The organism is Novipirellula sp., from assembly GCF_041583735.1.
Classification (GTDB): Bacteria; Planctomycetota; Planctomycetia; order Pirellulales; family Pirellulaceae; genus Novipirellula.
The window spans coordinates 9,567-28,544 of record NZ_JBFHFD010000035.1 but is presented as its reverse complement, the minus strand read 5'-3'; the positions used below and the strand labels follow the sequence as shown (position 1 = coordinate 28,544).

Annotated in this window: 15 protein-coding genes and 1 tRNA gene; 5 read left to right on the top strand and 11 right to left on the bottom strand. The window is 52.3% G+C overall.

What is annotated here, in order from left to right:
- A partial coding sequence (locus tag ABX962_RS04975; protein WP_372717192.1) for a thiamine pyrophosphate-binding protein occupies positions 1–395 on the bottom strand: 395 nt, incomplete at its 3' end.
- A 384-nt stretch (positions 396–779) separates the two neighbouring features.
- Here ABX962_RS04975 and ABX962_RS04970 point away from each other — a divergent pair.
- Both ABX962_RS04970 and ABX962_RS04965 read left to right on the top strand, forming a co-directional pair.
- Positions 780–2,579, top strand: coding sequence for a proteasome accessory factor PafA2 family protein (locus ABX962_RS04970; RefSeq protein WP_372717190.1), 1,800 nt, complete (start codon positions 780–782; stop codon positions 2,577–2,579).
- A gap of 321 nt (positions 2,580–2,900) precedes the next feature.
- Positions 2,901–2,985: transfer RNA gene (locus ABX962_RS04965), tRNA-Leu, on the top strand.
- A 411-nt stretch (positions 2,986–3,396) separates the two neighbouring features.
- On the opposite strand, the gene ABX962_RS04960 is transcribed toward ABX962_RS04965, so the two are convergent.
- Both ABX962_RS04960 and ABX962_RS04955 read right to left on the bottom strand, forming a co-directional pair.
- Positions 3,397–4,389, bottom strand: coding sequence for a hypothetical protein (locus tag ABX962_RS04960; RefSeq protein WP_372717188.1), 993 nt, complete (start codon positions 4,387–4,389; stop codon positions 3,397–3,399).
- Positions 4,386–4,784, bottom strand: a complete 399-nt coding sequence (locus ABX962_RS04955; protein ID WP_372717186.1) for a hypothetical protein — start codon at positions 4,782–4,784, stop codon at positions 4,386–4,388. Before ABX962_RS04955 ends, ABX962_RS04960 begins: the two co-directional genes overlap by 4 nt.
- Before the next feature lie 1,030 nt (positions 4,785–5,814).
- Here ABX962_RS04955 and ABX962_RS04950 point away from each other — a divergent pair.
- Together ABX962_RS04950 and ABX962_RS04945 are read left to right on the top strand one after the other, a co-directional pair.
- The gene (locus ABX962_RS04950) at positions 5,815–6,024 is read left to right on the top strand and encodes a hypothetical protein (RefSeq protein ID WP_372717184.1); all 210 of its coding nucleotides are present in this window, start codon (positions 5,815–5,817) and stop codon (positions 6,022–6,024) included.
- 502 nt (positions 6,025–6,526) lie between these two features.
- Entirely contained in the window at positions 6,527–6,739 is a 213-nt protein-coding gene (locus tag ABX962_RS04945; protein ID WP_372717183.1) for a hypothetical protein, read from the top strand.
- Positions 6,740–6,744: 5 nt separating this feature from the next.
- Here the strand turns inward: ABX962_RS04945 and ABX962_RS04940 are convergent, their stop codons facing one another.
- Positions 6,745–7,470: a VWA domain-containing protein gene (locus ABX962_RS04940; protein WP_372717181.1), complete on the bottom strand. Its 726-nt coding sequence runs from the start codon at positions 7,468–7,470 to the stop codon at positions 6,745–6,747.
- Positions 7,471–7,753: 283 nt separating this feature from the next.
- Here ABX962_RS04940 and ABX962_RS04935 point away from each other — a divergent pair, with 283 nt between their 5' ends.
- Positions 7,754–8,134 (top strand): hypothetical protein, encoded by a 381-nt coding sequence (locus ABX962_RS04935; RefSeq protein ID WP_372717179.1) that lies wholly within the window; start codon positions 7,754–7,756, stop codon positions 8,132–8,134.
- On the opposite strand, the gene ABX962_RS04930 is transcribed toward ABX962_RS04935, so the two are convergent.
- The 7 genes from ABX962_RS04930 to ABX962_RS04900 all read right to left on the bottom strand — a co-directional run bounded on the left by ABX962_RS04930 (position 8,120) and on the right by ABX962_RS04900 (position 18,957).
- A complete protein-coding gene (locus tag ABX962_RS04930; protein ID WP_372717177.1) occupies positions 8,120–9,025 on the bottom strand; it encodes a hypothetical protein in 906 nt (301 codons plus the stop codon). The genes ABX962_RS04935 and ABX962_RS04930 overlap by 15 nt on opposite strands.
- Positions 9,022–9,852, bottom strand: coding sequence for a hypothetical protein (locus ABX962_RS04925; protein ID WP_372717175.1), 831 nt, complete (start codon positions 9,850–9,852; stop codon positions 9,022–9,024). Before ABX962_RS04925 ends, ABX962_RS04930 begins: the two co-directional genes overlap by 4 nt.
- 2 nt (positions 9,853–9,854) lie before the next feature.
- Entirely contained in the window at positions 9,855–10,679 is an 825-nt protein-coding gene (locus ABX962_RS04920) for a MotA/TolQ/ExbB proton channel family protein (protein WP_372717173.1), read from the bottom strand.
- Positions 10,680–10,736: 57 nt separating this feature from the next.
- Positions 10,737–11,759 (bottom strand): DUF4339 domain-containing protein, encoded by a 1,023-nt coding sequence (locus tag ABX962_RS04915; protein ID WP_372717171.1) that lies wholly within the window; start codon positions 11,757–11,759, stop codon positions 10,737–10,739.
- 99 nt (positions 11,760–11,858) lie between these two features.
- Positions 11,859–14,753 (bottom strand): hypothetical protein, encoded by a 2,895-nt coding sequence (locus ABX962_RS04910; RefSeq protein WP_372717169.1) that lies wholly within the window; start codon positions 14,751–14,753, stop codon positions 11,859–11,861.
- Complete coding sequence (locus tag ABX962_RS04905) at positions 14,753–17,611, bottom strand: hypothetical protein (RefSeq protein WP_372717167.1); 2,859 nt, start codon at positions 17,609–17,611, stop codon at positions 14,753–14,755. The genes ABX962_RS04910 and ABX962_RS04905 overlap by 1 nt, the downstream gene beginning before the upstream one ends.
- On the bottom strand, positions 17,608–18,957 hold the full coding sequence (locus tag ABX962_RS04900; RefSeq protein ID WP_372717165.1) for a hypothetical protein: 1,350 nt from the start codon (positions 18,955–18,957) through the stop codon (positions 17,608–17,610). The genes ABX962_RS04905 and ABX962_RS04900 overlap by 4 nt, the downstream gene beginning before the upstream one ends.
- Between the last annotated feature and the right edge of the window lie 21 nt (positions 18,958–18,978).

The window sequence follows — 18,978 nt, the reverse complement described above, 5'->3', positions numbered from 1 at the left end:
GTGCGGAAATTGCGAACCATGTGATGCAGTAACGCTCCGGTGCTGCGTTCTTTGATCCCCGGTGATCCCGAGATCACAACCACCGGCGACTTTTCCGCGTAGGCGCCCGCGATCGAATTACAGACACTCAGTCCTCCCACGCAGTAGGTCACACACAGTGCCCCCATCCCGCGAATCCTGGCGTAGCCGTCCGCGGCAAACCCTGCACAATCTTCACGTGTGCAGCCGACGACGTTGATCGGGCTCTTTTCGAGTTCGCTGTAGAGTGCCAGCACATAGTCGCCCGGAATTCCAAACAAGTCATCGACACCGTAGTCGCGCAGTCGACGGACCAAGTATTGACCGATCGACACGTTCGCCGTCACTCGGCGCGGGGCTTCCGTTGACACGTTCATCGCAGTCTCCTCAGAAAACGAACTCAGAAATACCAATCAGCTCGCGGCGTGTACCTTATTATACAAAAGCGGGCTGCAGCGCACGCCAAAATTGCCAGCCCTGCAATCCCGCAGCCCTCCTATCGCAACCCGCAGCATTTCCCAACGCCCCCCACTCCGAGTCTCCGAGTCTCCGAGTCTCCCTGTCTCCCTGTCTCCCTCGCTCCCTCTCTCCCTCTCTCCCTCTCTCCCTCTCTCCCTCTCTCCCTCTCTCCCTCACTCCTCACTCCCCTCGCCCCCCGCCCCGGGTCTATCTGCTCGATACGGCACGCTCTAGAATGTGACGCGGCAGGGCGGCAACGTTTTCCATCACTCCCACCTCTCGGTTTTTCCAAAGTCACGATTGTGAACGCTCGTGCTTCCGCAGACAAACGCACACCGCCCGCAGCGGTTCGCCCAAAGCGGACCACCGCGCTCGTATCGCGATTGATGGGAATGGAAACCGAATACGCCACGCTGGCCGTCGACCCTCAAAACTTGTCGTCCGAAGACCTACCCGCGTCGCTGTTTGTCTACGAACAAATCTGTGAGGCGATTCGACGCGATCAACCGACTGCCAAAGGATTATTCGACAGCGAGCAAATGTTTTTGGCCAGCGGCGGTGCGGTCACCTTTGAATCCAACCCGACGATGCACGATTTGCCCGGCGGTTTGATCGAGATCGCGACTCCCGAGGTACGCAGCCCCGAAGAACTGTTGACCTGCCAACGATCGATTGACCAATTGGTAGCCGATGCCACCGCCGATTCAGAAACCAGTTACGATCTTCGCGTGCTCAAGAACAGCTCCGATTCCTATTCGCACATTTACGGCTGCCAAGAGAATTACGAGGCCGACGTGGCGAGCGGTGTCTGGTTAGTTCTCTATCGCTTGTTCGTCTGTTTGTTGTGGATGATGCAAGTCGTCAGTTTGGTTGTCTCGGTGCCGCTGCTGTGGTTGATGTTATCGATTGGCTGGATCGCACAGCGACGACGTCGTTCGCGATCCGCGGCAACCGCCGATTCCGCTGGCGTTCGTTCCAGTGACATTGAGCAGGAAGCGATTGACGCAGACGATTCGCCCGCCGAACAAGATCCACAAACGACCTTTGACTCGGTTCCCCCCACCGTGGCCTGGCTTTTCGTAGCGGCGCTGCGGTGGATTCACTTTCCCATTGTTCTGGTGTTACGCTTTGTCGCTCGGCACATTGCGTTTCGTCCCCAACGCCGCTACCTAACCGCGCTATTGGCGTCTCGATTGGCGTTGTGCGGATCCGGAGCACTCGATTACGACGGACGGTATCGGCTCAGCAGCAAGGCGATGGCGATCGATACGATCGCCGACATGGGAAGCTTTCGTGGCGAGCGGCCTGTGTTTGTCTATGGACATTGGCTAAGTCATTACTGCGCGAAAACGTTTCTGTCGCTGGCGTCGACTCGAGTGATGTTCGCGCGGCGGCAACGATTGCAAATCGGGTTGTCCGATTCCAACATGGCCGACCACGCCGAGTACGTTAAATTCGCCTCGGTGTCGTTGGTGCTCGATATGATCGAGGCGGGTGCGGTAGCTGATTTGCCTGTTTTGAAGGACAGTGTCGCGTCGATTCATCGCATCGCGAGCGATTGGAATTTGGTCTCCAGCGTGCCCACGTCGCATGGCGAATTATCGGCATTAGAGATCCAGAAGAAATACTTCTTGGCGGCAAGGCAATTTGTTGCCGAGACCTCCAACCAGTGGCTGGGCGAGTCCGAGACGGTTCTGGTTCGCTGGGAATCGCTGATCGCGATCTTAGCGGCGTTTCGGCGAGACCACACACAAACGAGTGAAGCGGTTGGACGTGTTGACTGGATGACCAAGCAGCATTTGATCCTCGCACTCGGCGATAAGGCCGAGTGGACTGAGAAGAAGAAGGTGGATTTGCGGTACCACGAATTATCGGCTGACGGTTATTTCCAGCAGTTGGCGGTGACCAAGCCTGAGGTGATTTTTGTTAAGCAGCAGAACGTCGATCGCCGCCGCCGCTCCCCTCCTTCGGGATCGCCCGCCGCCCGGCGGGGCTGGATCATCCGCGAGTTCGCTGGCGGTGACGAAGTGTTTCACACCGATTGGGCCTACGCGATGATCGGCCAAGGTCGGAAGCGAAAACGGGTCAATTTTGACACATAGCAGTGCTGCCAACCGAGTGCGTCGCAACCTCTCATTTTGCGTCGTGGATGAGGCAACGAGTCCCGGGCTCACTTCGCTTTTTCGACCGACTCATTGTTTGGTCCACCCAAGCACTACCTTCGTTCCAATTTGCAACGCAGCACATGCGGACAAGGAAATCGCAGGTCGGACGGGGGTGGCCAAATGCTCGTTAAAACAGGAACAATTGGACTGAAGAACAGGTCCAGTCGGGGTGCACAAGAAGGAATCGTATTGGGGGAGTTGACGAATTGGGCCGAGGAGGCAAAACTCTGCATACTGCTAAGCGAAAGCACGACAAGAGCGGCCGTGGCGGAACTGGCAGACGCGCTAGGTTGAGGGCCTAGTGGGAGTTAATCCCGTGGAGGTTCGAGTCCTCTCGGCCGCATCAGAAAAGCCCCGTAATACACGGGGTTTTTTCGTGCGCGGATCGAATCGTTCCTCGTCGGCAATGCCGGCGGAATGGCCAGCAAGTGCCCCTGATTTACCACAATTACCTGTTTTAGGTGCAACCAGTGGTGCAACCGTTCGCGGGTCGTTGAATGACGTCGATCCGTCCAAGTATCTCTAGGACGGCGACTACCTTGTTCCGATTACTGACCGGGAACACCGATACCCTTGCTTTTTTGAATTAGCTCAGACATACCGCTGCCTTGACGTGCCCGAATCCAAGTCAGCTGGGAGGGTCCACAGGGTCTTTAGGAGGATCAAAAGGATCCAGCGGGCATAGTTGATTGGTGTCTCAGATTGCCGAAAACAAGTGCTGCAACAAAGACAGTAAGGGTTCTAAATTTGAATCTCATTGGTTCTCCAATTGATCGAGAAACAAAACACTGTTGACGATGAAAAGATCACGCTGGAGCAAATCCAACTTTGGGCTACCATTGATCGAATGCCATTTCAGGTTGATCGAAATGGTAGGTCGATTCGTAGCTTCATAAGTGACCGTCGACGGCAGCGACGTGCCTTCGAATTGCGTAAGACTAATCTCACATTTCGAGAGGGTCTTAAGTTGTTCAATACCGTTCTTTGACCGTGAACTTACAATCGATAAATGGCGAATGGGCCAAAAGTTGTTTTCTTTGTCGAATTCAATTTTTGTTCCCATGGAAACGTAAGTCGACTTGTCTCGGCGACCACTTAGAACGCGAAACGGCGGCCAGTTCGCGTAACCAGCGATAACGTCCTGGTCTGCCTTTTTCAAGCTGAAATCTCCATAGAAAGCCAGCCCGAAGCTTCGAAAGTAAAACGGGTTTAACATCGCATCGTGTCGTTGACGAATGTAGCCCGTTGACCGGGTAGCAAGTGAACCCGCCTCAAAGTTTGTCATTTCAACAAAGTCGTCCTGCCTAAAGATTGCCATGTTCGCGACCTTTTTGATCTCAGGAATTTCTACCTTTCCGGTTGAGGTTTGCTCGGAACCGGCGGGAAGATCGATCAAATCACGTCTCGCGTGGAAGTACGTCTCGGTTTCCTCATTGAAGGCATAGAGCCCATACTGCTCGATCTCGTTTTTTAATTGCCCTCGTCTCTTTATCATGATCGTATATTCGAACGCGCCGGCGACAATCAAGTCCCGGTTTTCGGCCACCTTTTCCGCGAGGTAGGAAGCGTCGACGAAGGGCAAGCTTTCGAACTCCTCACGGCTGATATCAACCAATGAGCTCCACTTGCTTTTTACGCTATCCATCGGTTCCTCGCCCGACGTCGCCGGCAAGGACATTCGTGTTAACAAGACGAGCAGGACCAGTAAGGCAAATCGTCGATGGCTATTGAGTCGAACGCACATCATTTCGAGTTTTCCTCATCCGTTAGAGTTGGATTTGAATTACGATCTACCACAACACGTGTCAGCGACACCCCAGTTACGTCATTGATGACGTCAACTGCATCACAATCCGGCGATATGATAATCTTATCGAAGCAAACAATTCGCTTTCCAATCACCCTCATGTCGGCGTTGATCGATTCACCGCTTTCGCTTCGAAGCGACAAGCTCAGATTTTTGGAAAGCGGCTTCGCCAACACTACGGTGAGCCGCTCTCCAGACGTTTTTAAGGAATCAGGGTACCGGACATTGCCCAAGTCGATCTGCAACGCTTCACCTTTAAGAAGTGAGGATGCGTCTACGTCAAAAGAGTGAGCAACGATGTCATCGGCAGAGGCGACGGATGCGACCGAGAGCAACGTGTAAGTGGCTATCGCGAATGCGAACGACCAACTTAACCGATCCAGACTTTTTCCGCGTTTAGGCTAGACGCTCGATTCCAACGTTGTAATTCTCGGTGAGTCACTAGGCTAAATCCGAAGGGATGTCAGGAAGAGCCGGTTCAATCGGCGATGGTGGAACGCTGATTTGCCAGCCCATCCTTACCGAATGCCTAGCAACTGTATTACTGAATGCCTAGCAACTGTTGTTCCTTTGTTCCTTTTCAACCGCGACGAAAACGGGGATCATCGGTATTTGCTAAGAATGTACCGCCGATTTTGCCATGTGAATTAATCGAAAACCCGTTAGATTACCGCTTATGGTTGAGCAGTCGAGACGACTCGGCGTTTCCGTTGCACAAATCAATAGCAAAGAGTGCTTCGTTTTCCGGCAGGTCATGCCTATTTTCGACTCAGAACAGTTGAGCTAATGTCGCACGGCAGCGTCGAGCGAAGAAAAGCACTGCCATGGTCAAACTGAAAAATTGAGGTGCGCTCGAGCTTACCTTCACAATGGCTATGTCACGACTCAAACCGTAATCGAGATGATGGACGATTTCTGTGAGACGATCGAGCAGACAACCGTTTTGGTTCTGGACAATGCTTTCGTGTCATACCAGCGGTAACTTCAAAGCGTGACTGGAGCGGTGGAGCGATCGCACAAAAGTTTCGTGATCGTACCTAAAATCCCATGAGCGTGGTTTGGATGTTCATTACCCAGGTGCGCTCGGCCGATCACAGTTGCCAGCAAGCGGTCATGCGATGAACTCAGTGAGAGATGCATCGTCCTGTTGCTCTGTGAGTAAAATCTCACAGCGATGTCTCACCAAGTTTCGCAAATCACCCATGATGGCGAAATCGCCCCGACCGCAAGAGCAGCAGCGATTGTGCGCTACCTCGGCTCTGTGACGCTTGTTTTGAAAATGTGTCCACCGAGTTTAATGGCCATGAAAACGCGACCAAACGCGACCAGCATTTCACTTCAGTGGCAATTGCAGGGGGAACGCTCATGGCTGGGATTGAGCTTCGAAACCGACGCTATAACATCATCCTTCGCTACGGCGGAAAACGCTTTGTCAGGTCACTCAAAACGAGCGACGAAGATGAAGCATTAGGCCGGAAACTGCGAGTCGAGGAGAATATCCGCCTGATCGAGTCGGGGCGTCTGCAGGTACCTGCAGGATACGACTTGGTGACGTTCCTGCTTTCGGATGGATAGTTGACTAAAAAGCCGACCGTCGAGGCTTCCGTGACTCTTAACAACTCCGATGTTTCCGAGTTCGAGACTTCCCCCAAATTATGCGAGAAAACGGACTTTGAGCGAAGCAAATTCAAAGCAGGATAGAAAACCACACCCTGTCAATCACGGGTTTTACGCAAGCCTTTGGAACGCGAAACGAAAGCTTGTTTGGTCTACGGTCGCGAAGGTTACAGATTCTATAGAGTGCTACCGAACGCGGTTTTGATTTTATCGAAGATCAGTAATTTGGGCGCAATTTGGGTTCAAAGTGAGTTGGACGCAGTTACCCGCTAGCAATGCATGTGCGACTCACCTGCCATCGTAATTCAATGCGGAGAGAGAGGCAGAGGGCCTATTGGGAGTTAATCCCGTGGAGGTTCGATTCCTCTCGGCCGCATTCAAAAAGCCCCGTAATACGCGTTTTTTTTCGTGCGTGGATCGAACCGTTCATCGTCGGCGATGCCGGCGGAATGGTCAGCAAGTGCCCCGGATTTACCACAATTACCCAAATTTGGTGCAAGCGTCGGTGCAAGCCTTCGTGGATCATCGAATGACCTATCTCGCGATACAACAATTGATTGCGAAGCCGTCTTTGAGAACGAGTGACTTTTTTGACGAATTCGAAGACCGGCACGATCAGTTCTACGAACAACTCAAGTCGTTAGAGCAGTCGATTGAATTGGGACGTCTCTAGACGGCTTACGGAACTTCAACGTAATTGCCGGGACCATTGAGGGTGGCGAGTTTTTGTAGTGTGACGACTTGGCTGCCGATGGCGACGCAGTTGATTTGCGTATTCTTTCCTCCTCTACGATTCAACTGCGTCACGCGTTCGACAATCGAAGTTTCGAATTCGCCGTCTGAAAGAATCACGACAGCGTCGGGTTTTAATTGAATCGCGAGCAACAAGGCATTCGACGGATTCGTTCCACCGCTCGGGGCGATCATCGTGAGTTCTTGTGCGAGCACCGCCGCCCCCGCCGCTCCGGCATTCCGATAGCCGCCGCCACAGATCTGCAATGCTTCGGTGTTGAAGAGAAGCAGTGCGAACATCTGTTTTGCGTTCATTTGCGAGACTGCGTCGACGATTGCCGATTGAACCTTCGCAAAGCGTTTCCCTGTCATGCTGCTGCTGCAATCCAGTACGTAGACGACCGAAGCGACATCAGGCGGCAAAATCAACAAATTCTTCGGTCCTGTTTGCAGCGAACTCCTCAACACGCCCAATTCCAATCGGTTGCCCGAATCGGCATCACCATTGTCGTCCGCTGCAGAGACCGAAGTGCTAATCGCAGGAAGCCAATCGGTAGGTCCCGCGCCCGCAGGACGAACAATCTCCCACCCCAACGCAACGTGGGGCACTTGGACACCAGAGGTCGTTCCGGTTCCGTAGACGTTCGACTGTCCGGGTTGTGCCGAGTTCAATGCTCCCGAGTTTCGTTGTGACGAGCCTGACGATGCCGGGGGTGACGATGCCGATGGATTGGCGCTAGCTATCGCTGAAGAATTGCTGTTTCCACTAGGAAGCATGCCTTGCGTTGACTGAGAACCTTGGGATCCAGTGTTCCCGTTTGGTGCTTTGCCCGTTGGTGCACTAGAGTTCGGCGCGTAACCCAGCTTTCCACCGTCTCTCCCAATCGAATTGGTCTTACCAGGCAAACCTGGACTTTTCGATGACACCGGAACATTACCACGTTTCCAGGCCGCCGTGTCAGTTGCTCCGCCACTGCCACCGCCGCTACCACTTTCCCCATTGCATGGCCCCTTTCCTCCGCTGCACTTTCCATTTTTCATCGTAACCCCGCACGTTGCACAAACCGATGGCGTTGCTTGTGTTTCAGGCGATACGTCGGGTTTCTTTGCCAGCGGATTTGGTGGATCAGCTGCGTTGGTTGACGCGGTGATGGGTTTCTTTTTCAAAGGCGTCAACGACATTGAATGCAGAAACCGCCGAAACAGCATCGACTCGCTCTCTGCCGATGTCTCAATCGTTTTCGGGGCCGCAGACGGTTCATCAGCAGAAGCGATGAAGGGAGTCGCTACAGAAACGGTGACTACGATGAAAACTGTAAAACTATTGAACACTTGACCGGCCTCCAGTCAAAATGATTTTTAACGTCTCGCCGTCCGACTGCGGCCACAGTTGATACATCACACTTTCGCCAATCATTGTGTCACGCAGTTTTGTAAATTGGTCGTATGAGTTGGGCCAGATCGCGATCGTTATCGAATACGATTGATCTTTTGCTTCGGAAACGATATTGCGAAATTCGTTCTCACCGTTCTTTGCTCGCAGATTCCATCCAGATCCATCGATCGGCTCAATTACGACACCGCTATCGACAGTTCCCCTTGTTGTTACTTGAGAATCATTGAACCCATGGCCGAAAATCGCTGGCCGTTTTGCTAAGTAGATCATGCCGTCTTGAACCAAAACCAAGATCGATGCGAGTGAACTCGATCGCACTCGCGGCACGTGGAGCGTCTCCTGTTTCGCCTCAGCGAGACTGTTGTAGTCGGCTTGGGCTTCGGCCAATAGCTTCTTGGCTTCGTCATACTCCTTAGGAATCGATTCGATTTGACTGCGGACAACCGCGTTTGACTCTAATGTTTCTGCAAGCGATTGACTCGCCATTGTTTCAGCCTGGAGAGCCTCATCCGCACTTGCACTGAGTTCTTGCTGCTCCGTCGTCAACTGTTTGAACTCACTGTCATCGATCACGCTCGCTGTTTCCGGAAGCGCCGCGAGCGACGATTTGAGTTGCTCCCATTGTGCCGAGAGATCTTCGAGTTGTGCCATGGCTTGTCGCACTTGCTCGGGTGTGGCATGTTCGCCGATCGCTTCCTTTGTTTTGACGATCGATTGATTTTGAATCATTACGGCGAGCAGGATGGCGAGGAAGACGATTCCGCCGAACGTGTTACAGATCGTATCCAAAAAGAGATCAAAACTCGAAGTTTCGTCACGCTGGTTTCTCATGGCATCGCTTTCAATTCATATCCCAAACGAATCGCGTGATCCGCTCCGACCACTGTAAACCCGTACTGAGCACGATTTTTTTCTAATGTTCCCTCAACCTCGCGGAAATCTCCTTCACCGCCGGGCTCAATGAGAATCAAAAGTTGCCGACGGTCGAGTGGGATGTTTTCGAGCCAACTCTCCCATTGATCAAGTCGTTTGGAACCAGATAATGTCTTGACGCTTCTAGTCAGAGCATCGTGGACTTGGATTCGTTTTGTTGATAGTGTTACGAGCGTCAAGAAACGCCCTTCGGCGGTTTCATCTCGATACACAGTTGACTCGTCTCCGAGTAATACGTTCGCCCGTTCCTGAACAAGTTTGAGCTTTTTCGAAATTGCATCGAGTTCACCTCGCATTCCGTCGAGCGATTTTGACTCGATCGCCAATCGTTCCGCTTCCGTCGCTGCTTCGCGAGACTCCGCTGCTAGTTTCTGTGCTTTCGCATTGGACGCTTCGGTACGTGCATGCAGAGCTGCATTCTGTTGTTTTAGCAGTTCGACGTTCTCGGCAAGGTTGAATGCGTTGATGCCATCGGATCGATCGGAGGCTTTGGATCGCTCGTCAAACTCGGTTTGAGTGTCGGCGATCTGCTGCTTGAGTGCCTCGATTGTTTGGACAACAGGACGGATGTCCTCCGCCGGAGCGTTGCTCGCCGATTCGACTCGCTGGGCCAACTCAAGCACGAGGATCATCGTGATGAGAATGAAGATTCCAACGACGGCGGTGATGATATCTTGGAAAGCAAAGAACGAAATTCCGGGGCCTGAGCTACGACGCTTCGCCATAACTAGATTTCCCGGATTTGCTCGAAGGGAAGGATCTTGATTCGACTGACGATTTGCTTCAAGCAATAGTCTTGGCAGTCATCCAAGAACATCTCTTCCGCTTTACGCTGAGAAGTGATCCACAACTGGATCACAAGTGCCACAACAAGTGCCAAGAGTGTTGTTTCGAATGCGGTGCTCAATCCGCCCGTAACTTCTTTCAGAGAACCGACGATCCCAGCGACGTCGGATTGTTTCTCCAACAAACTGCTAAAGTTACCGATTGCACCGGCCAAACCGAGCACCGTTCCGATGAATCCGAGTACCGGGATTGCCCATAGGAACCCGCCAAGGGTGGCGAACGAAGTCTGGTGAGCGGACTCATCTCGGTCGGCGTTCGCCCGGAGGATATCATCAACATCGCTGACGCGTCCGAGATTCTTCAGGTTGGAAAGGGCAATCAAAATACGGTTGTAGACCAGAAATCGGGCGGGATCGTCGGCGAGTGCGTGAATGTTACGAATGACGTGGTCGGCAGTATGGCTCGTCAACACGAACTCATGATTCTCAGGAATCACGGCGTGTCGAAGCGCACGACGTTGAAGCGAGAGCTTGCTTCGTTTGAACAGCAAAATGACTATGCACCAAAACCCGAGGAACACCGTTGCGTGTTGCGTTGGCCCCCGCTCGAGAAGCATTGCACGGAAATAGTTGTCTGGCATGAAGTGAACGGCAGCGAAAAAGATCGTCGTCAGCACAAGAGCGATCAGGCCGGAAAAGGCTGTGTTCACAGCGGTGCCGTTGCCTGCACTGACCCCGAACCGGCGTTCGATGTCGGACTTGGCCACGCTTAGTGGTCGCGGGAGTGCTGGAGCTGACGCGGAAGGAGGATATGAACTCATCGTTTACGTCGCCGCCCCGGCTGCTGCTGAAATCATGACTAGAAACAGAACCGCGCCGCCAACAAGAAGCACGGATAAAACAATCAAAACAATCGAACAAAACTTCCAAAACGTCCGCAGCCGATTTGCCGCGAATCCCAAATGAACATTATCACGCGAGCGGCTGAGTGAAAGCAGACTCGAAGCGTAATTCAATAGGAGGACTGCGCCGGTGATTTGGATTCCGCACAAGACCAAACCACACAACCCAAAGATGACCGAAGCAGCGCCCGCCGCAGGAACCCATTTCGCTTCAGCTCCGACGACCATTGCCGTAATGAAATAAACGATACCCAAGCCAGCGCCGATAAACATAAAAATGCTGATGGTCAATACCCAAACACGTTGGCTGATGAACCGTTCACATAGGTCAATGGGAACGGATGCACCCGTTGACACTGATTGCGATGCAGTATCGGCTTGGATTAAAACCGGCTGCGGTCCTGCCGAGGCGAAACGTTCAGGCAAACACATACTCGCCGGACGCCAATCGTCGTAACCGGCTCTCCACAGTAGCGTGTCTGCATCGACGTCGCCGACACTGACCCAGTTCAGCAGAGTTTGCGAGTTGATGGGGCCCTGGTTGTTTCCTTTGACATGCGCATACCACTGGACTCCATCGTCCGGCATCAAGCCAGGGATCGGCGTGGAGACCTTCGCCGCTTGCTGAACGCTGACCGGTGCCATGGCAACGCCTGACTCCGTTGCCTCACGTTGCACCGGCGCCGAGGCGGTTTTGGACTGAAAGAAGTCACCGAATTCTTCGGCTTTTAGCCACGCCAATCCATCGAATGATAATTCGTGCATTCGCGTGATCTGACCACGACGCACTAAATCACGAACCTTTTGGTCCGTGAGCGGTCCGAGTGTTTTGCCTTTGAAGCGAACGTAAATGCGATCATCACTCATGCGGTTGCTACGGTTTCGTTGGTTAAAGGTGGGGTACTTATTACGAGAGTGCCCAAGTGGCGTAGTGGATTGCAACATAAATCCTCTGGGCAAGGAATTTATTTTGCGAATCCCACTACCAAGTCGGACAGTAATTCGCCGCTCGATGCAGTGTCACACTCGGCAGGAGTGACCCACTCAATATGCAAACACAGGACGACCCGCGATCAAATCTCCTCGCGAGCTGGCCAAACTCAATTGTCCGGATTTGATCTCGCCGATTGGCACCCAGTCTACTTTACTTTTGTCACGCGAAGAGGGGCGTACAATTGCCAATCGACAATCACTTGGTTTGGATTGTGTCAGTTGAACAGAAATTTTTGAGTCAGATCGTCGCACCAACAAGCCGACCCAAGTGAATTGTTGGTTGCGAATTCGTGTTGCTGTATCCGAACTAAGTTGTGGTCGCAGCGAATACAACTGGCCCAAGCGAGGAATCACCGAAGTTTCAATTTCGCTGGCTATCTTGTGGTTCGTCTTAGCTGGTTCGTACCAATTCGCGATCGCACTGCCGCGAGACTTTAGCACACGCAATTCCGTGACCATGCTTTTTGACAAATAATCGCTCCCTTCACAAGCACCGCTGAGCAAATGCTGCAGCAACATCTCTTTAAGTTGCCCATCCAAGTTCTCTCGATTTCGCAACGTCGCCACCAACTTGACCAACTCGCCATCCCAGTCGCTAAGGATCGCATCGCGATTTGTTTGGTAACTGGTGAGAAAATTCTGGATCGTCGCATGAGGCTCGGTATAGACCACATACTCCCCTGTCAAATTCTCGCTTTTCACTGCCCCCGAGTCGTTCACTACAAACTCAATGCTACGAAGCTTGTTCTTCTCGTCCGGCGGAAACGGAGTGAAGCGAGTCTTTTTCATCCGGTCGTAATACGATTTGTAAACGAAATAACGATTTCCCGCCCCACCCGACTCTACGACTGTATACAGATCCGCGATGACCGTTTCAGGCAGCCCCCCCAGCACTCGTTCTAAAATCGCCGCTCGCTCCTCGTAACGGTCAAAACGATCAAACACGAGGTCGGGAATCGACAACGGTGATTGATCGACTTTCGTCGCAATGAGCGTCTTCGCCGACTGGATCGTCTTTACGTTCTCGCCCGTTAGCGGTTTCGCGACAATCGACGCGACGGTCGTTGCGAATTCGTTCCAAGAGAGCGCTTGATCCCACAGCGACCGTTCGGAAATCACCCGTTTGAACTCGTCGGCCATAGGTGAGTCGGGTGCCTTGTCCGCAAACTCTTGCAAGCTCGCGACCAATTGATCAAGCGAGCGGGCGGCGAAAAGTCCCCTCATCACACGGTCTTCATCCTCCATGCGTTGATTTCTCGTACGTATCGCACTCTTCATCGAAACGGCACGCGGACGGATCGATGAAATTTGCCCGCGAGCGGAAGTCGACGCACGAGGGTAACTGCTTTGAATCGCTGTCAATTCATCGAGAATGGCGTTCAGCCCGAGTATCGCCGCATCATTCGGTTCTCCTTGCTCGATCGTGTCGAGTCTCGTTCTCACATTGATCAGTTTGGCCAGCAACTCTTCGGTCTGTTGAGTCGCGAGTCCAGATTCCCAAACTTCTTTCCGTCTTCGCAACGCAAACACCTTTCCTTTTTGCTCGTCCGTTACGGCCAATTGCTCGGCGCGATACACTGCGGACAAATCGATATCAGCGTCGGAGTCAGCGTTCGCTTCAGACAAATAACGCTCGAATTGAGCCTCTTTGTTTTTCGCCTCGTCGAGCTGTGATTGCAATTGCCCGGCTAGCGACGCGACGCCCGAAGTTGCCGCGATCTCGGGAGCGGTTTCTTGAATCGCAGCGTAGAACTTTGAAGCACTTTCGAGATTGCCAACGTCCATCAACGATTGAAACTCGGCCTTCGCCGCCGCGATGCGTTTTTGGTAGGCCGCATCGATCTGCCACCAAACGAGCGAAGCGATCGCGAAACCGGCCATCGTCACGATCGCCAACATAATCGCTTGGAATCGACGTTTCTTCGTCAGTTGTCGTTCTTCGATCCCGAGTCGATACCGAGTGATCAGTTCCATCGGCGGCGGTTCATCGAACAGCGTCGTTTTCTGGTACGCCTTTTCGAGATCCTCAATAGGAAGTTTTTGATCGAGCGCCGTTTCAAGCTTTGCAATCGCAATCGCCCGCCGTTCGCGTTCTGCATTCTCGCGATCAACTTCGTTGAGCCATAGAGCAACGGGTTCGGATTGATCACGCAACCGATCGGGCAGCGGAGATTTTAGCTTCGCGATCAACTCGTTCCAAGCGACCAAGTGCATTCGAGCGGACGCTTCATCGAACTCACAGAACGCATCGTTGAGCTTAATAGCGAGCGAATCGAGTTCTTCGATCGTTTGATTCACGGCTAATCCTGCGAGGGCCGATCTTACTTGCCGCACGATCTTTGAATCAGGAGGAATTCGCCAAGCGACGCCAGTGAGTTCTTCGTTGAGCGTCCCCAGCGCCGATTGATTCGCCGACGCGATCACCGAGGGAGCTTCATTGGCGATTTGTTTCAGTCGAACTTTTTCCCAGCTTTCAATATCTTCTTCCCAAACCGTGGAAACTGAATCGACAGTCGCGATGCGTCGCAGGACTTTTAAACGCCACGCCAGCGGCGCGCGAGCGATTGCCAGTCGGCGATGTTGTTTCAGCAGCGCATCGATGGGCTGGGTATCGACGATCGCTTCGTTGAGTTGATCGACGAGATCACGATTGACCGCTGGCGGGACCGGGATATCGAGAAACTGCAGGATATCGAACCAATCTTCGAGTTCGGCATCGGGGAAGTCGAGTTTTACGGCATCATCGATCGCGTTTGGCGGAAGCGAGGCCGACTGAATCGCCTCACTGCGCAGCCCCTTATGCAGCAGTTCAACCGCAGCCGAGAGTCGAGCATTCACACGCGAGACCTCGGCGGAATAAGTCGCCGCCAAAGGCCGCATTGCCTCTTCGGAGATTCCATCGCGTTTGCCCAGCGTCGCCCGAATCGAGTCCACAAGGTTCGCCATTACTTGGACTCCGGTTCAGTGACAAGTCGAATTTTTGCATCAATCGTTAACGTGTCGACCTCGGAAATATTGAAGGCATTCTCTTTCTTTTTCAAGATCAGTTTGCAAGAGGGAATTTGGACAGGTTGAGCCAACGCGGATGCGATTTGATCAACTTTCGAGAGAGAATCTCGCAAAACATTTAAGTCTTGGCTATAGGATCTCGCTTGGGGGATCGTCCCTCCTTCACCATCCTCTAACTTTAGAAACGCCTCCGATTTCTTCTCTATTTCCTTACGTTCATTCTCTGACGCAAATACTTGCCAATCAGTGAAGTCACGTTGGACGAAAGATTGCGACTCCGCCATCAAGGCGTTGCATCGTGTGACTCTCGCGTTTTTTTTATCGATCTTGTTTGCTTCGTCCTTTGTCATTTTCGGATCGTATTCCGAGTTTGCAACAATCTTCCATTCCCTAATTCTATTGCAGTTTACAATGACACCTCCCAGCGCTTTGGTCAGCTTCAGGCAAGTCTCATCAAACTGTTTGAATCGACCGTTCTCGTCCGCAATTCTTGATTCTAAAGTTCGCCGCTTTTCATCCACATGGTAAAGAAGTTTGAGTTCTCCACTTTTGCCTTCATCGTGCAATCGAATTTCAACAGTGAGTCCGCTTGGTAAAGGCGATCGAATCGGATGGAAATTAAAGTCCTTTTTGCTTGATCCTGGAAGTTGCTCAATCTTGGGTTGCGTTGCTTCCGTATCAGGCGTGGACGCCTTGGGATTCGGCTCGAAGCTCCATGTGTAATCACTCGCATCCTTAAAGTGTCCGATGGTCAGCGTGTGTTCCCCACGAACTTTAGGCTCTTTGTCCTTTGCATCGAAGACGACTCGAACCTTGAATGCATTCGCTTCCGCCAAGCGAGATTCCTTCTCTTTCAGTTTCGCTGCGATGCCCTCTATTCGTTTCTGCACATCAACACTTTTGGGTAATGACGTCTTTATTTGTTCAATCAAATTTTTCGTTTCCGCGGCAGATGCGGTTATTAAAGTCATATCGAGCGGCTTTAGTTTGTCCAACCGAGATTGGATGTCTTCTATCTGTTGACTCACCTGACCCTTTAGACATGACAATAATTCAATTTGTTCATTATTCGTCAATGACGATGCGTCGATCGCTGATAGTTCATCGGTGATGATTGCTTCTAAGTCGCTTGCAAAACCTTTTAGCTTCATACTTAACAATTTGATGTCCGCATTGTACTTCTGAGTTTCTTGATCTAATTTACTAATCATTGCCAGACGACTATTAAGAGTTTGGGAATCATCCGATTCTTTACCCAGCAACGCGAGCGTGGCATTAATGAACTCTACGATCTTTGGGCCTGTGCGTTGTTTCTCGATGAGAGTTGTTAAATCCAGATGTTCGAAATCTTTCGTCTCGACCAGCCATTTGTTTGCACCCTCAATTTTTTCAAGTGTCTTCTCCGGCATTTCAACATTTGGAATAGAGTCAAGATTTCGAGGTTTCTGTGGATCGTTGAATGAACTCAATTCACGATTGAGACCAGAGACGTTTTGTTCGATTCCCAACAATGACGTCATGACTCCATCAAGTTTTGCTTCCGCAGTTTTATTTTCGGGCATTGCCGCCGAATTATTGGCTTCAATCAAGGAAAGTACGGAGGCATCTTTTGCTTCCTTCTTCCTCTTCGATCCGAACGATTCTGATCCTGACGAATTGCCGCTCGCATCACTTTTCGCAGTTGCAAAAATCGGAATCGCGTAATAGATCCCTCCGCCGATCATGGTAAAAAGGAGTGTTGCTGCGACGACAAACAATGCGTATGAAGTTCGATTCTCTTTCTTTGTTGTGGGAGGGAGAGTGGGTGGACCGGTAAGCGACGAATGCTTTGGCGGTGGGACTGGGGGGCGATTCGCACTGGGGACTAAGTCGTAGGTCTCCTCTTCGATTTGCGGTGGGAGACTTTGTGAAGTTGGCGGGGGTGAGAGTGGAATGCTGATCGCGGGTGCGGCGATGGGTCGCGCAGGTAATGGTTCTACGGTTGAAAATCCAGTCGCCGACGCGCCCGTTCTTGCCAAACGCACCAGTGGCGTTTCCGTGGCAAGCGGCTTGCAAGAGGTTAAATCAATCACACGTCCTCTCGCTGAGGCTAGTTTCGCTTCCTCGGTTCCTGCTAATACACACCGAACGCGGCAATCGATCTCTGGCGGCAGGTTGGTGTAGTAGGTGCTGAACGTGGCCGCCCATCGCTCGTGTTGGGGCAGCAGTGCGATCGATTCATTCAGTAGGTCTAGCAATGCCGCGTTTTGAGTGACGTCGAAAACAATCCAATGAGGTCGCGATGCAGGTACCTGAAACGCCTCAGCGACGACGCCGCCCCAACCTGCATCCCCAGTGATCCTGGCCCAACCTGAGCAAATACTCGCTGCTTGGTTTTGCAAAGGAATCGTGGGGCCAGCGGGGGGAGTTTGATTTTTTCCATCCCATTGTTCTCGCATCATCATGCGTTGGGTCAATACCCACGCCGGCCCAGCAGGCGATTGCTCGTGTGGCTCCACGACAACATGATGCGCGAGCTTGTTTGTTCGTCCGCTGTAGTCAACTCCATAAGCGGCGATCCGTGAAAGAACGCTCGACGATTTCCCGGCGACTTTCACGCGCAAATGCGAATAACAAATTGGGTTTTCGTGCGTGCGAGAATCCGAAGGAGAAAAGACGTGACGATATCCCGAAAGCGTTTCTAATCGTGTTGCAACGTTGACCGGCATTCCTGCAGTGCTCAGTACGGTACAAAACCCACGACTCCCCTGCCGTAGTCCCGAAGGGGCCGAGGTGTAGAGAAGCTCGAGACTCATCGTTTCGTCCCATTGCGTGATTCTGTCTTTTTCAATGTCACCGATGACGCATCTGCCGAGGCAACCCGATGTTGGGCTCCGATCAGTCCACGCGTCCAAGTAGCCAATGCGTAAAGCAACGGGACTTCGACCCAATAAGGACGGATGTTGCGTGGTCGGATTCCGAGTGTGCCGGTTTCTTCGTCGACTTCGGGGGCGACACCTGTTGAGCTGACCGGAACAAAGACCAAGTCGCGAGCAAACCCTTGAGCTGATGAAACGATTTCGGGACACAACTCTTGCAACAGTCCTTCGACTGCCGAGGAGGTTGCCCGAATGCGGTCGCTGTCGAGTGTGCGGACGTGATTGTTCTCGATATCAAAATAAGGTTCAGCATCCGAAACATCAGGAAGCAAATTTTTCCAACTGTCCCACTTCGTGACCACGATCACCATCGGACGTTGATGCAGTTCATCCTCACGCAGTCCAGCGTGTCGTCGCACCCGGCTGATCGCCTCAAGCAAGATCGTGTCTTGACGAACGCTCGCCTCCCTCTGCAACCGCGAATTGCGGGGTTTCATTTGTGGATCCGAACTTTTGCCTTCACAGGCCCGTCGAAATCGTGGGTCTTGGGTGGGATCGAAACAGAAGAACAAACAAGCCGAATGAGCAAGATGTCGAGTCACGGGGCTTGTGACCGTATCGGCACCTGGCAAAAAACTCTCACCAGCGTTGTCGTACAAACAAATCACCCGTGATGCCTCACGTGCTCGATCGTGATTGGGATGTTGGCTGGTGGGTTGGAGTGTGAACAAAAATGGCCGTGGTAGCGTGACGGAATGCTCGCCCATTTTGACTTGGTCGTACAAGTCGCCCTGCGTTTCTGTTTTCGCAATCGAAACCAATTGATCGGGATCGGCGTTGAGGAACTGCTGCTCTTCGTAGCCGTGAAGCCGCGAGTTGGCTTGGGCGTCGGCATCGTTCAATGTGACTTTGAAGAAACGGGGCAACATTTGCCGTAGTTGCCAAGTCATCGAAGCGAGAAAATAGCTTTTGCCACAAGCCGGTGCGCCGAGGATCGAATAGAAAATCGCGGGCAGTTGATAGAGCGGACGCGGAACTTCGAGATGGCAATGAGGACAGGCGAGCCGAGTTGTTCGGTAGCCTTCAGAGTCAAACGCATCCCCTTCGGGCGAAAACCGTGAGGGAAGAAACCGCACCGCAAACATGTCACCGAGTTTTGCATCGCCAATCAAATCGGGATGCTCGGAAACCCAGAGTGACTCCTCGGGCGCGAACACGTGCCAACAATGGGGGCAAGTAACTTGATTGAGTAACGTCAAACGAGACGCGGGCGGTGACGACATGCAATCCTCGGAGCCGATGGG

Excerpts from the sequence above, each read along its gene's own strand:
- ABX962_RS04960 (WP_372717188.1), bottom strand. The coding sequence starts at position 4,389 with ATGATGTGCGTTCGACTCAATAGCCATCGACGATTTGCCTTACTGGTC.
- ABX962_RS04930 (WP_372717177.1), bottom strand. The coding sequence starts at position 9,025 with ATGAGAAACCAGCGTGACGAAACTTCGAGTTTTGATCTCTTTTTGGAT.
- ABX962_RS04915 (WP_372717171.1), bottom strand. The coding sequence starts at position 11,759 with ATGTTGCAATCCACTACGCCACTTGGGCACTCTCGTAATAAGTACCCC.
- ABX962_RS04950 (WP_372717184.1), top strand. The coding sequence starts at position 5,815 with ATGGCTGGGATTGAGCTTCGAAACCGACGCTATAACATCATCCTTCGC.
- ABX962_RS04900 (WP_372717165.1), bottom strand. The coding sequence starts at position 18,957 with ATGTCGTCACCGCCCGCGTCTCGTTTGACGTTACTCAATCAAGTTACT.
- ABX962_RS04905 (WP_372717167.1), bottom strand. The coding sequence starts at position 17,611 with ATGAGTCTCGAGCTTCTCTACACCTCGGCCCCTTCGGGACTACGGCAG.
- ABX962_RS04910 (WP_372717169.1), bottom strand. The coding sequence starts at position 14,753 with ATGGCGAACCTTGTGGACTCGATTCGGGCGACGCTGGGCAAACGCGAT.
- ABX962_RS04925 (WP_372717175.1), bottom strand. The coding sequence starts at position 9,852 with ATGGCGAAGCGTCGTAGCTCAGGCCCCGGAATTTCGTTCTTTGCTTTC.